This is a genomic window from Streptococcus oralis subsp. oralis, assembly GCF_000960035.1.
Taxonomy (GTDB): Bacteria; Bacillota; Bacilli; order Lactobacillales; family Streptococcaceae; genus Streptococcus; species Streptococcus oralis_G.
This window is the reverse complement of sequence record NZ_JYGR01000005.1, coordinates 337,791-350,957: the sequence shown is the minus strand read 5'-3', so window position 1 is coordinate 350,957 and position 13,167 is coordinate 337,791. Positions and strand designations below refer to the sequence as shown.

The following is a 13,167-nucleotide window of genomic DNA, read 5'->3' as shown; positions in this document are numbered from 1 at the left end:
TCACTATTTATATTTTTCTGTTAAGGACTGCCAAATCTCGTCTGTCGGCATTTCTTTACCTGTCCACAGTTGAAAAGCTTCAGCAGCTTGATAGAGCAACATTCCTAGGCCATTAATTGCTGGATTCCCCTGACTTTTAGCCCATTTCAAAAATGGAGTTTCAAAGGGTTGGTAAATGATATCTGCAACCAAGAGAGTTTCCGGCAAATTGATGCTTTCTGAAACTGGTGACGACTGGCCATCCATGCCCACACTGGTGGCATTGACTAGTAAGTGCGAATCGGCAATCCTTGATTGCAGTTCAGAAAGATCTTCTAAAGCATACAAGTCCACTTTAAATCCTGTTTGCTCCTGCAACTTGTCTAGATAAGGTCTTGTTTTTTCCATGGAAACTGAACGAACAAAGACTGAAATCTGACTGACGCCATTCAAAATAGCCTGCGCCAAAATGGACTTGGCCGCACCACCTGCCCCCAGAATGGTCATTTTCTTATCCGAAATTGTAAAAGAAGGCAAGCTCTTAAAAAATCCCTTGCCATCTGTATTATATCCAATTAACGTTCCATCTTGATTAACAACTGTGTTGACCGCCCCAATCAAACGAGCCTCATCACTCAACTCATCCAGATAAGGAATCACTTGCTCCTTGTAAGGCATAGACAGGTTGATGCCAAACATCTGGTAACGGCGAATATTGGCGACTGTTTCTGCCAAATCACCCGCTTCAATCTCCCAAGCTACATAGGCGCCATTAATAGCTGTCGCCTCAAAGGCCCTATTGTGGATAAAGGGTGAAATAGAGTGTTTGATAGGATTGGCAACAACTGCAGCTAAACGTGTATAGCCATCAAGCTTCATCCAAAATCTCCCTGATTTTCTTCATGTTTGATAGCGAAATCTGACCTGGGGCACTCGCTTCATCCAGACTAGCAAATGACCAACTTGAACCCGTCACATCTGAAGTGATACGGGATACCTTGCCCATTTTCCCCATGGAAATGGTCACGTACTCTTGTTCAGGATTGAGTGTTTTAAATCCTCGAGTGTAATTCATCAGGTCTAAAACATCCTGCTCCGTATGGGCCATAACTGATACCTTGACCACTTTTGGAGAGAGACTGGTCAACTCAGACAGGATTTCCATCATATTTTCAGGTGTCTCCTGGAAATTATGGTAACTCAAAACAAGATTTGGAAAATCCAACATTTCCTCAAAAACGTCCTTGTAGCTGAAATACTCAAAATCTACATAATCCGGCTGATAAAGCTGAGTAACTTCCTTGATGATTTGAACATACTCTTCTGAGGAAAGTTCGATTTCTCCTCCCTCAGCGCGGGTCCGAAGGGTAAAGACAAGTTCGCGTCCTGCAAATTTCTCAAAGATAGCGGGTGCTACCTGTAAAATAGCGTCCTTTGCAAGAAAGTCCGCACGCCACTCAATGATATCGGCATCTTCATACCTAGTTGCATCCAGTTCTTGCGCTTCTTCTAAACTTCTTGGCATCACTGAAACGATTAATTTCATCTACTAACCTTCATACTAATCACCTTGAGGTAATTACTGCTTTCATCTTTTTTATTATGGGCAAAGTCAGCTGGAAGACCATATTGGTTCAAGATCTGATACCTTCTTCCTGCAAAACCTTTATCAATTTGTTCTGTAAATTTCTGGCGGGAAACATTGGCAGCATTGGTACTGGCAATGATAATGCCTCCCGGATTTAAAATCTCTAGACTCTGGGAAATCAACTTGTGATAGTCCTTAGCTACAGAGAATGTTTGTTTTTTATTGCGGGCAAAGCTCGGCGGATCAAGCACAATCACATCATAGGTCAAGCCTTTTCGCTTGGCATACTTGAAGTACTCAAAAACATCCATGACGATAAAACGGTGATTGTCTGTGCTAAGTCCATTTGCCTGAAAATGAGCTTCTGACAGCTCTATCGATCGTTTTGCCAAGTCGACAGAAGTCGTCTCACTAGCGCCTCCCATAGCTGCAGCAACTGAAAAGGCAGCCGTATAGGAAAACATATTGAGCAAAGATTTGCCCATGGCTAGACCGTCAACCAGACTCCCACGAACCTCATGCTGGTCTAGGAAAATCCCTGTCATCAAGCCATCATTCATAAAGACTTGATAGAGCACGCCATTCTCAAGAACAGTAAAGTAGTCTGGTGCTTCCTCACCATAAACATAGGCAGACTCGTAGTCTAGACCTTTAAAACGAATCTTCTCATAAGCCCCCAAGACCTCAGGAAAAACTTCCTTAAAAGCCTTTACGATTAGCTCACGAATTTGGTAAACAAAGGAGTTGTACCAAGAAAAAACAGCATAATCTCCATAGAGATCAATAGTCAGACCCCCAAAACCATCCCCCTCTTGGTTAAAAAGGCGAAAGGCAGTTGTCAAGTCATCTTGATAATAAGGCTTTCTAGCTTCCTTAGCCTTACGAAACAGGATTTCAAAAAAGGCTTGATTGAAACCAACCTTTTCCTTGCTGACCAACCAACCGATTCCCTTATTCTGTTGAGAAAGATAGGCGCTCCCTAAAAACTTCCCGTCTTGACTAAGAACTTCTACTGCCTGATCCGTCAGTTCAATATCTGTTAAATCACTTGCTTCCAAAAGAACTAGACCCTTAGCTAGCTTTTTTTCAACTCGTCTGCTGACCCTAATTCTATTCATAGCTACTATTATAGCAAAATTTGTGACAATTCTCAAAAAAGAAACCGTTTAACCAGTTGTACTTTAGTTTACTGAGTGTCATTTTTGTTAAAATAAGTATATGCCATTTACTTTTCCACCAAAACATCCTTTCCCTTATAATGGAAAGAGAGATTCTATTCGCTAAAAATAGACAAAAACAGAAATGAGTATAGAATCTTGCGCAAACGTTTGCCTAGTTCTAAACTTTATGGTAGAATAAAACACAACATTGATAAGCAAGAGGAAAAATAATGCAAAATCAGACACTTATGCAATACTTTGAATGGTATTTGCCTCACGACGGCCAACACTGGACGCGACTGACAAATGATGCCGAGCACCTAGCAAACCTTGGTATCAGCCATGTCTGGATGCCACCTGCCTTCAAGGCAACCAATGAAAAAGATGTCGGCTATGGTGTTTACGATCTTTTTGACCTAGGCGAATTTCACCAAAAAGGGACTGTCCGTACCAAGTATGGGTTTAAAGAAGACTATCTTCAAGCCATTCAAACTCTAAAGGCACAGGGAATTCAACCTATGGCCGATGTGGTGCTCAATCACAAGGCTGCTGCCGATCATATGGAAGCCTTTCAGGTTATTGAAGTGGATCCTGAGGATCGTACCCTTCAGCTAAGCGAGCCCTTTACTATCAATGGCTGGACTCACTTCACCTTCGATGGTCGCCAAGACACCTACAATGACTTCCACTGGCACTGGTACCACTTTACAGGTACGGATTACGATGCCAAGCGCCGTAAGTCTGGCATTTACCTGATCCAGGGAGACAATAAAGGTTGGGCCAACGAGGAATTGGTCGATAACGAAAACGGTAACTACGACTACCTCATGTATGCCGACCTAGATTTTAAGCACCCTGAAGTCATCCAAAATATCTATGACTGGGCTGACTGGTTCATGGAAACGACTGGAGTGGCAGGTTTCCGCTTGGATGCCGTTAAGCACATCGACTCCTTCTTTATGGGCAATTTCATCCGTGATATGAAGGAGAAATACGGTGAGGATTTCTATGTTTTTGGGGAATTCTGGAATCCAGACAAAGAAGCCAATCTAGACTACCTTGAGAAAATTGAGGAGCGCTTTGACCTTGTGGATGTTCGTCTTCATCAAAATCTCTTTGATGCTAGCCGAGCAGGTTCCAACTATGACCTTCGTGGCATTTTCACAGATAGCCTGGTTGAACTCAAACCTGACAAGGCTGTGACTTTTGTCGACAACCACGATACACAACGAGGTCAGGCACTTGAATCAACCGTCGAAGAATGGTTTAAACCAGCAGCCTACGCCCTCATCCTTCTTCGTGAGCAAGGTCTTCCATGTGTCTTTTATGGAGACTATTACGGCATTTCAGGGCAATTTGCTCAACAAGATTTCAGAGAAGTTCTTGATCGTCTCCTAACCATCCGAAAAGACATGGCCTATGGAGAGCAAACAGACTACTTTGACGATGCCAACTGCATCGGATGGGTCCGTTCAGGCGCTGAACATCAATCCCCAATCGCAGTCTTGATTTCAAATGATCAAGAAAACAGCAAGGTTATGTTTGTCGGGCAAGAATGGGCTGACCAAACCTTTGTTGACCTCCTTGAAAATCATCCAGCACAAGTTACGATCAATGATGAAGGTTATGGAGAATTTCCAGTAGCAGCGGGTTCAGTCAGTGTCTGGGCAGAAAAATAAACCTATCAGGTACAAGTCAAATCCAACCGGATTTGGCTTTTTTGTGTATGCAAAAAGATCTACCCAAGTGGATAGATCCTAAATGTTTTCTTATAATTTACCTGCTACTGCATCCAAGAGTTCTTGGATTTTCGCTTGGTTGCTTCCTCCTGCCATGGCCATGTCTGGTTTACCACCACCACGTCCATCAACGATTGGAGCCAATTCTTTGACAAGGTTTCCTGCATGCACATCTTTAGTCTTGCTTGCTACGAGGACATTGACTTTGTCACCAATAGCGGCAACTAGAACAAGCACATCAGAGTAGTCTTTTTGTTTCCAGTTATCCGCAAAGGTACGAAGGGCACTTGCATCTGATACAGAAACTTGGCTTGCAATGTAACGGTGTCCGTTGACTTCCTTCACATCCTTAAAGACATCACCTGCCGCTGCAGCTGCTGCTTTTTCCTTCAATTCTGCATTTTCTTTTTGCAATTGACGGAGTTGCTCTTGAAGGCCTTCAACCTTGTGAGGTACTTCCTTGAGTTGAGGTGCTTTAAGAGTTGATGCAACAGCTTTAAGAGCGTCTTCTTGTTCACGGTAGGCTTCAAAGGCTTCTTTACCAGTCACTGCCAAGATACGACGAGTTCCTGAACCAATCCCTTCTTCTTTGACAATCTTGAAGAGGCCAATTTCAGAAGTGTTGCCAACGTGGGTACCACCACAGAGTTCCACAGAGTAGTCACCGATAGTCACAACACGGACTTCTTTACCGTATTTCTCACCAAAGAGGGCCATAGCTCCCATTTCCTTAGCTGTGTCAATATCTGTCTCAACAGTCTTAACTGCAATTGCTTCCCAGATTTTCTCGTTGACTTGCTGTTCAATGGCACGCAATTCTTCAGCCGTAACTGCTTGGAAGTGGGTAAAGTCAAAGCGAAGGAATTCTACTTCATTAAGAGATCCTGCTTGAGTTGCGTGGCTACCAAGGATATTGTGAAGAGCGGCATGGAGCAAGTGAGTCGCTGTGTGGTTCTTCATGACACGAAGACGACGGTCCGTATCAATTGCCAAAGTGTATTCTGCATTCAAAGTAAGTGGAGCATGGACTTCAACAGTATGAAGAGCTTGGCCATTTGGTGCTTTTTGAACATCTGTCACTGTAGCTACGATGTTTCCAGCAGCATCCAAGATTTGACCGTGGTCAGCTACTTGTCCACCCATTTCAGCGTAGAATGGTGTTTCCGCAAAGATGAGAGAGGCAGTTCCTTCAGATACAGCTTCTACTTCAGCATTGTCAGCCACGATAGCCACCAACTTAGAAGGCAATTGACTGGCATTGTAGTTGAAGACACTTTCCACTGTAATGTTTTGAAGGGTTTCATTTTGCATTCCCATTGAGCCGCCTTTGACAGCTGACGCACGCGCACGTTCTTGCTGTTCTTTCATGGCTGCTTCAAAACCTTCACGGTCTACAGTCATCCCTGCTTCTTCAGCGATTTCTTCTGTCAATTCAACTGGGAATCCATATGTATCGTAAAGTTTGAAGACATCTTGCCCAGCGATAACGTTTTGACCTTTCGCTTTCAAATCAGCTACAATAGTTTCTGCAAAGTGTTGACCTGAGTGAAGGGTACGAGCAAATGACTCTTCCTCGCTCTTGACAATTTTCTCGATAAAGTCACGTTTTTCAAGCACTTCTGGGTAGTAGCTTTCCATGATTTTTCCAACAGTTGGAACGAGTTTGTAAAGGAAAGGCTCGTTGATACCCAATTTTTGACCGTGCATAGAAGCACGACGGAGGAGACGACGAAGGACATAACCACGGCCTTCATTTCCTGGAAGAGCACCATCACCGATGGCAAATGAAAGGGAACGGATGTGGTCAGCGATGACCTTGAAGCTCATGTTATCGCCATCTTGGTCGTAGACCTTACCTGACAATTTCTCAACTTCACGGATAATCGGCATGAAGAGGTCCGTTTCAAAGTTTGTCTTAGCCCCTTGGATAACAGCCACCAAACGCTCCAAACCAGCGCCCGTATCAATGTTCTTGTGTGGCAATTCTTTGTATTCGCTACGAGGAACAGCAGGATCAGCGTTAAATTGTGACAAAACGATATTCCAGATTTCGATGTAACGGTCGTTTTCGATATCTTCTGCAAGCAGACGAAGACCAATATTTTCTGGGTCAAATGCTTCTCCACGGTCAAAGAAGATTTCTGTATCAGGTCCAGAAGGTCCAGCACCGATTTCCCAGAAGTTGTCTTCAATTGGGATCAAGTGGCTTGGGTCCACTCCTACTTCAATCCAGCGGTTATAAGAATCCTTATCGTCTGGATAGTAGGTCATGTACAGTTTTTCAGCAGGAAAATCAAACCATTCTGGGCTGGTCAAAAGCTCATAAGCCCAAGTGATGGCTTCGTCACGGAAGTAATCCCCGATAGAGAAGTTCCCCAACATTTCAAACATAGTATGGTGGCGAGCCGTTTTTCCGACATTTTCAATATCGTTGGTACGGATAGCTTTTTGCGCATTGGTAATACGTGGGTTTTCAGGGATGATAGTCCCGTCAAAGTATTTCTTAAGGGTTGCTACCCCAGAGTTGATCCACAAAAGAGTTGGGTCGTTTACTGGAACCAAGCTGACTGATGGTTCTACAGAGTGACCTTTGCTTGCCCAGAAATCAAGCCACATTTGGCGAACTTGAGCACTAGATAGTTGTTTCATAATATCTCCTTATTTACTTGTTTAATTTGATTGGCTTTCCAGCATTTCCACATAGTCAATCGCGACACAGAGGGAAATGACCAGGTCTGCATAAGAGTCTTCATAGACGGTTACGGTGTAAGTTGAGGTCAAATGGAAAATCTCTTTCCGAATTTCGGCAATCACTTGGTCGCGGTCATCCAGCAATTTGAAATTCAAATCCCAGATATTGCCCTCGATACGAAGCCCGAGATCATCAAACTCATACTTATCTCGCCAGAAGGTCAACTTCTTACGAATGACGAAATTGGAACCGTTTCGTAACTGGATAGTAAAGCGAGGAAGCAAAGTGAAAAATTCTTTACTAATCTCACTTACTTGCTCACCATAGGCGTCATAGATGGTAAAGGTCTTAGGAATTTGGAAGAAAGAGCCCTCCACCTGATAGTTCACTACTCCTCTATCATCCTTGATATCGAAGCGTTCGCCTCCAAGACGAAACTTTTGTTTCACGAGAAATGTCTTCATAAACACCTCCAAAAATCAAAAGACAAGCTCACATCACGAAGGGCGAAAAACCGCGGTACCACCTTCATTCAATGAACTTGTCATTCTCTTATTCTTATGCAATTGTCTGATTGAGTAGCATGACTTCCTAGCTTAGATGGCTCGCAGCACCGCCATTTCTCTGGACTAAGATGACAGAAAATCAATTCTCAACTCTAGTATTATACCGTTTTTGGAGAGGTTCGTCAAGGTTAATGGCAATGAATCATAAATGTTTTATACTGAGGTAAATTTCAAAAAAAATTTGTCAGCTTATTTCCTTTATTATTCTTTATTCCCAACTTTCATATTAGAAAACACAGCAACTAGAATATTAGCAAATATAAAGGTCCCTATCACCCAATGTATGGAATCTGTTGTAAGATACTGTCGATCCAAGCCATCCTTTAAATGTAATAGTATAGCTGTTTGGTGAACAATTAAAAAGGTTGGCCAGAAACTTTTTTTGAAGAAAGTAGACATTTTCATCTTTGTTACCGCTTTCTATTAAGATAAGATTAGTATACTACTAGGCAATGAAATAAGCAACTCGAATAGAAAAAGATAAGGCTGTAAAAGTTGACTTCTATTAAAAAAACGAACCAGCTTAACTGATTCGTTTCATGCCTGCTAACTCCTACTTCCGATACATTTTAAACTGGAGGAAGAGGTCGCTGTATTTGCCTGTCCATTTATGGTCAAATTTCTCATAAACTTCTAGGTGTTTCATGGTATCAGCGTCTGGATAGAAGGATTTGTCCTCACGAGTCTCCTCTGGGAGCATTTCCTTGGCTGGTAGGTTCGGTGTTGAGTAGCCTACATACTCCGCATTTTTAAGAGCATTTTCGGGTTTCAACATAAAGTTGATAAAGGCATAGGCTGCCTCTTGGTTTTTCACGGTTTTTGGAATGACCATGTTATCAAACCAGAGATTGCTGGCCTCTGTCGGAACGACATACTTGAGGTTAGGATTTTTCTCCAACATCTGGCTGGCTTCTCCTGAAAAGGTCACCCCGATGGCCGCGTTGTTCTGGATCATGTAACCCTTCATCTCATCCGCCACAATGGCCTTGATATTTGGAGTCAGTTTGTAGAGCTTGTCTACCGTTTCTTCCAACTGTTGAGGATCCTTGGAGTTGAGGCTGTAACCGAGCGAGTTAAGCCCAAGTCCCAGCACCTCACGTGCTCCATCAAAGAGCATGATAGAGTTCTTATACTCTGGTTTCCAGAGGTCATCCCAATGTTCAGGAGCCTCCTCTACCATATTTTCATTGTAGACGATTCCCAAAGTCCCCCAGAAATAAGGAATGGAGAATTTATTTCCCGGATCAAAAGACTGGTTGAGGAACTCTGGTCCGATATTCTCGATGCCTTCAATTTTTGAATAATCAAGCGGAACTAAGAGGTCTTCGTCCTTCATCTTATTAATCATGTACTCACTCGGGATGGCAATATCGTAGGTCGTTCCACCCTGCTTGATCTTGGTATACATGGCTTCGTTGGAGTCAAAGGTCTCGTACTGGACTTGGATCCCTGTTTCTTCTGTGAATTTCTCCAAAAGTTCTGGATCAATGTAGTCTCCCCAGTTGTAGATAACCAGTTTCTGACTGTCTCGGCTGTTGATTTTACTATCTAGATGAGTCGCAATTCCCCACAAGACAAGGATAATCGCTACAATTCCTGCTAAAAATGAATAGAGTTTTTTCATGCTTGCTCCTCCTTCTCACGTGAGATAAAGTAATAGCCAACAACTAGGATAATACTAAAGAGAAAGACAAGTGCAGACAGGGCATTGATCTCTAACGAAATCCCCTTACGAGCGCGAGAGTAAATCTCGACTGACAGGGTTGAAAAGCCATTTCCCGTTACAAAGAAAGTCACGGCAAAGTCATCCAGCGAGTAGGTAAAAGCCATGAAATAACCTGCAATGATAGACGGTGTCAGGTAAGGAAGCATGATTTCCTTAAACATCTGAAACTGACTGGCACCAAGGTCATAAGCCGCATGAATCATGTCATCATTCATCTCCTTGAGACGAGGCAAGACCATCAAGACTACGATAGGGATGGAAAAGGCCACGTGACTAGATAGAACCGTCAAAAATCCAAGTGAAAACTTAAGCTGGGTAAAGAGAATCAAGAAGCTGGCACCAATCATAACGTCAGGCGCAACCATCAAAATATTATTAAGAGATAGAAAGGCTTCTTGGTATTTCTTACGAGACTGATAGATATAGATGGCACCGAAAGTCCCGATAACTGTCGCAATTAAGGCTGATAGAAAGGCCAAGAAAAAGGTTTGAGTGAGGATCAACATGAGACGACCATCACCAAACATGGTTTGAAAATGGCTCAAACTAAAACCAGTAAAGCTATTCATATCATCCCCTGCATTAAAGGCATAGCCAATCAAGTAAAAAATTGGCAAGTAAAGGACGATAAAGACAAAGGCTAGGTAGAGATTGGCAAATTTTTTCATCGTTCTCTCCTTTCCTTGGTCACCCACATGGTGAGAAACATGGTCAGGATAAGAATCACACCGATGGTTGAACCCATACCGTAGTTGTCATTTGTCAGGAAGTTTTGCTCAATGGCCGTCCCGAGGGTGATAACGCGGTTCCCACCAATTAAACGTGTCAGCATGAAGAGACTCAAGCTAGGAATAAAGACGGACTGAACCCCACTTCGCACACCATTCATCGACAGAGGGAAGATGACATGGCGGAAGGTTTCCCACTTGGTCGCACCAAGGTCGTAGCTGGCATTGATGAGATTGTTATCCATATCGTCCAAAACATAAAAAATCGGCAAAATCATAAAGGGAAGCTCGATGTAGCTTGCGACAAAGATAAAGGAGAAATCGGTAAAGAGCAACTGCTGCGAACCGATTCCGATGAATTCCAAGAATTGGTTAATAGACCCATTTTGACCAAAAATCCCGATAAATGCATAAGCCTTGAGGAGCAGATTGATCCAAGTTGGCAGGATTATCAGCATGAGCCAGAGTTGACGGTGCTTGAGACGAGTCAAAAAGAGGGCTGTTGGATAGCTGATGAGAAGTGTCACTAGGGTTACAATCCCAGCATAGAGCACAGAGTTGAAGCTCATTTTAAGGTAGGTCAAGTTTTGTGACGCAAAGTAGGATTTATAGTTTTCTAAACTGAATTGTCCTTCGATGTTGAAAAAGGATTGTCCAAAAATCAAGACCAAGGGTGCGAGGACAAAGAGGGCAATCCAAAGCATGTAGGGCACTACAAAGAGTTTAGAGGTTGTTTTCTTCATCTCTTTCCTCCTCGATCGCGTTAATCAGACCTGCTTCTTGCTCTTCGATTTCTACGTACTCCTCGATACGAGCATCGAACTCTTCTTCGGTTTCGTTGAGACGCATAATGTGGATATCTTCTGGTTCAAAGTCCAGACCGATTTCCTCACCCACAATGGCCTTACGAGTTGAGTGAATCATCCATTCATTACCAAGCTCGTCATAGGCGATAATCTCGTAATGAACCCCACGGAAAAGCTGGGTATCAACTTTAACTTGGAGCTTGCCTTCTTCAGGAAGGGTAATGCGCAAGTCCTCTGGACGAATGACAACCTCAACTGGCTCATTTGGTTTCATCCCCCCGTCGACTGCTTCAAAGCGTTTGCCGTTGAACTCGACCAAGTAGTCCTCAATCATGGTTCCAGGCAAGATATTGGACTCACCGATAAAGGTAGCAACAAAGTGGTTGATTGGCTCATCGTAGATGTCCACTGGTGTTCCAGACTGAACAATCTCGCCATCATTCATAACGAAAATCCAGTCACTCATGGCGAGAGCTTCTTCCTGATCGTGAGTGACAAAAACAAAGGTAATCCCCAATCGTTGCTGCAGTTCACGCAGTTCGTACTGCATGTCTGTTCGCAATTTCAAGTCCAGCGCTGACAAGGGCTCATCCAACAAGACCAGACGGGGCTGGTTGATAATGGCACGAGCAATGGCCACACGCTGACGTTGTCCTCCAGAGAGTTTACGGATGGAACGTTTTTCATACCCTTCCAACTGAACCATCTTGAGAACTTCCACTACACGTTGCTCGATTTCTTTCTTGTCAATCTTACGCAAGCGGAGTGGAAAGGCAACATTTTCAAACACATTCATATGTGGAAACAAGGCATAGGATTGGAAGACCGTATGGACGTCTCGCTTGTTGATTGGAATGTCGTTGATCCGTACCCCATCCAGTAAAATATCCCCTGTCGTCGCATCCAGTAAACCTGCAATGATGTTCAGGATGGTTGATTTCCCAGAACCTGATGCACCTAGTAGTGTATAGAACTTCCCTTCTTCCAACTCAAAGTTAATGTCTTTGAGAACCTTGGTATTGCTATCTTCAAAAACTTTAGAGACGTTTTTGAATTCAATAATTGGTTTTTTCAATTCCTCTAAATTCCTTCTTCTTCGTAAATTAACAGATTGGGACCTTGTTAGAATGCTAGACACAAGCGTAGGAAATAAATTGACCTAAACCTCATTTAGCGATAAAATCCCAATCTTTGAATGCTATGTAAAAATAATGTTATTCGTGTTCACCCAAGATACGAACTTCTCGCTCTAAGGTAACACCTGAATGTTCTTTAACTTTTTCAATGACAGACTCAATTAAGTCTTCATAATCTCTTGCAGTCCCATCGGCTACATTAATCATAAAGCCTGCATGTTTTTCTGAGACTTCGACACCACCGATACGGTAGCCCTTCAAACCAGCCTCTGAAATCAACTGACCTGCAAAATGCCCGACTGGACGCTTAAAGACTGAACCGCAAGATGGGTATTCTAAAGGTTGTTTGAGTTCACGTAGGTGCGTCAAGCGATCCATCTCTTGCTCGATAACCTGATGATTCCCTGGAGCTAGGGCAAATTTAGCTGACAAGACAATAGCCCCAGAATCCTGAATAGCTGAATGGCGGTAACCAAAAGCCAAGTCCTTGACTGACAAGGTCTCGATTTCCCCTTCCTTGGTCAAAATTTGACAAGACTGCAAGATGTGAGCAATCTCTCCTCCGTAGGCACCCGCATTCATAAAGACAGCTCCTCCAATGCTTCCCGGAATACCGCAAGCAAACTCAAAACCAGTCAAACTATGACGAAGGGCAATACGTGTTGTCTCGATCAAATTAGCACCCGCTTCTGCTTCGATGGTATAGCCATCAACCGAAACGTTATTAAGCTTATCGCACAAGATGACAAAACCACGGATTCCACCTTCACGAACGATGATATTGCTGGCATTCCCAAGCACCATCCAGGGAATATTCTCTTGATTGGCAAATTGGACGACACGGGCCATCTCATAGCGATTGCGTGGCAAAACTAGATAATCCGCTCGACCTCCAACCTTGGTATAGGTATAGGTCTTCAAAGGTTCCTTAAAACGAATATCAATTCCTTCTAAGATTTCAAGCATTTTTTCTTTTACTGACATGTCACTCTTCCTTTTTCAAAATTCATTCCATTATACCATTTTTAGAGACATTTGACGACCATA

At 43.1% G+C, this 13,167-nt stretch carries 12 protein-coding genes; 1 reads left to right on the top strand and 11 read right to left on the bottom strand.

Translation table 11 applies throughout. The features are described from left to right. Positions 1-3 precede the first annotated feature (3 nt). From TZ92_RS04850 to TZ92_RS04840, 3 genes are read right to left on the bottom strand one after another with little or no spacing between them, the layout of a single operon-like run. Positions 4-858 (bottom strand): shikimate dehydrogenase, encoded by an 855-nt coding sequence (locus tag TZ92_RS04850; protein ID WP_033629505.1) that lies wholly within the window; start codon positions 856-858, stop codon positions 4-6. Further along, a complete protein-coding gene (gene aroD, locus TZ92_RS04845; RefSeq protein ID WP_000767776.1) occupies positions 848-1,525 on the bottom strand; it encodes a type I 3-dehydroquinate dehydratase in 678 nt (225 codons plus the stop codon). The genes TZ92_RS04850 and aroD overlap by 11 nt, the downstream gene beginning before the upstream one ends. Further along, positions 1,522-2,685, bottom strand: a complete 1,164-nt coding sequence (locus tag TZ92_RS04840) for a class I SAM-dependent rRNA methyltransferase (protein WP_033629504.1) — start codon at positions 2,683-2,685, stop codon at positions 1,522-1,524. Before TZ92_RS04840 ends, aroD begins: the two co-directional genes overlap by 4 nt. A gap of 272 nt (positions 2,686-2,957) precedes the next feature. Here TZ92_RS04840 and TZ92_RS04835 point away from each other — a divergent pair, with 272 nt between their 5' ends. Continuing rightward, positions 2,958-4,406: an alpha-amylase gene (locus TZ92_RS04835; RefSeq protein ID WP_033629503.1), complete on the top strand. Its 1,449-nt coding sequence runs from the start codon at positions 2,958-2,960 to the stop codon at positions 4,404-4,406. Positions 4,407-4,496: 90 nt separating this feature from the next. Here the strand turns inward: TZ92_RS04835 and alaS are convergent, their stop codons facing one another. The 8 genes from alaS to murB form a co-directional block, all read right to left on the bottom strand. Next, positions 4,497-7,115, bottom strand: coding sequence for an alanine--tRNA ligase (alaS, locus tag TZ92_RS04830; RefSeq protein ID WP_033629502.1), 2,619 nt, complete (start codon positions 7,113-7,115; stop codon positions 4,497-4,499). A gap of 21 nt (positions 7,116-7,136) precedes the next feature. Beyond that, complete coding sequence (locus TZ92_RS04825; protein WP_033629501.1) at positions 7,137-7,622, bottom strand: LURP-one-related/scramblase family protein; 486 nt, start codon at positions 7,620-7,622, stop codon at positions 7,137-7,139. A 303-nt stretch (positions 7,623-7,925) separates the two neighbouring features. After that, a complete protein-coding gene (locus TZ92_RS04820; protein ID WP_033630165.1) occupies positions 7,926-8,129 on the bottom strand; it encodes a hypothetical protein in 204 nt (67 codons plus the stop codon). A 148-nt stretch (positions 8,130-8,277) separates the two neighbouring features. Beyond that, entirely contained in the window at positions 8,278-9,348 is a 1,071-nt protein-coding gene (locus tag TZ92_RS04815; RefSeq protein WP_033629500.1) for an ABC transporter substrate-binding protein, read from the bottom strand. After that, complete coding sequence (locus TZ92_RS04810) at positions 9,345-10,118, bottom strand: ABC transporter permease (RefSeq protein ID WP_033629499.1); 774 nt, start codon at positions 10,116-10,118, stop codon at positions 9,345-9,347. Before TZ92_RS04810 ends, TZ92_RS04815 begins: the two co-directional genes overlap by 4 nt. Continuing rightward, positions 10,115-10,921: an ABC transporter permease gene (locus TZ92_RS04805; RefSeq protein WP_033629498.1), complete on the bottom strand. Its 807-nt coding sequence runs from the start codon at positions 10,919-10,921 to the stop codon at positions 10,115-10,117. Before TZ92_RS04805 ends, TZ92_RS04810 begins: the two co-directional genes overlap by 4 nt. Continuing rightward, entirely contained in the window at positions 10,902-12,059 is a 1,158-nt protein-coding gene (locus TZ92_RS04800) for an ABC transporter ATP-binding protein (protein WP_033629497.1), read from the bottom strand. Before TZ92_RS04800 ends, TZ92_RS04805 begins: the two co-directional genes overlap by 20 nt. Positions 12,060-12,198: 139 nt before the next feature. Continuing rightward, positions 12,199-13,104, bottom strand: a complete 906-nt coding sequence (gene murB, locus TZ92_RS04795; RefSeq protein ID WP_033629495.1) for a UDP-N-acetylmuramate dehydrogenase — start codon at positions 13,102-13,104, stop codon at positions 12,199-12,201. Positions 13,105-13,167: the final 63 nt, after the last annotated feature.

Bases quoted from the DNA above. Each gene is read 5' to 3' on its own strand.
- TZ92_RS04820 (WP_033630165.1), bottom strand. From the start codon at position 8,129: ATGAAAATGTCTACTTTCTTCAAAAAAAGTTTCTGGCCAACCTTTTTA.
- TZ92_RS04825 (WP_033629501.1), bottom strand. From the start codon at position 7,622: ATGAAGACATTTCTCGTGAAACAAAAGTTTCGTCTTGGAGGCGAACGC.
- TZ92_RS04840 (WP_033629504.1), bottom strand. From the start codon at position 2,685: ATGAATAGAATTAGGGTCAGCAGACGAGTTGAAAAAAAGCTAGCTAAG.
- alaS (WP_033629502.1), bottom strand. From the start codon at position 7,115: ATGAAACAACTATCTAGTGCTCAAGTTCGCCAAATGTGGCTTGATTTC.
- murB (WP_033629495.1), bottom strand. From the start codon at position 13,104: ATGTCAGTAAAAGAAAAAATGCTTGAAATCTTAGAAGGAATTGATATT.
- aroD (WP_000767776.1), bottom strand. From the start codon at position 1,525: ATGAAATTAATCGTTTCAGTGATGCCAAGAAGTTTAGAAGAAGCGCAA.
- TZ92_RS04810 (WP_033629499.1), bottom strand. From the start codon at position 10,118: ATGAAAAAATTTGCCAATCTCTACCTAGCCTTTGTCTTTATCGTCCTT.
- TZ92_RS04850 (WP_033629505.1), bottom strand. From the start codon at position 858: ATGAAGCTTGATGGCTATACACGTTTAGCTGCAGTTGTTGCCAATCCT.
- TZ92_RS04835 (WP_033629503.1), top strand. From the start codon at position 2,958: ATGCAAAATCAGACACTTATGCAATACTTTGAATGGTATTTGCCTCAC.
- TZ92_RS04805 (WP_033629498.1), bottom strand. From the start codon at position 10,921: ATGAAGAAAACAACCTCTAAACTCTTTGTAGTGCCCTACATGCTTTGG.
- TZ92_RS04815 (WP_033629500.1), bottom strand. From the start codon at position 9,348: ATGAAAAAACTCTATTCATTTTTAGCAGGAATTGTAGCGATTATCCTT.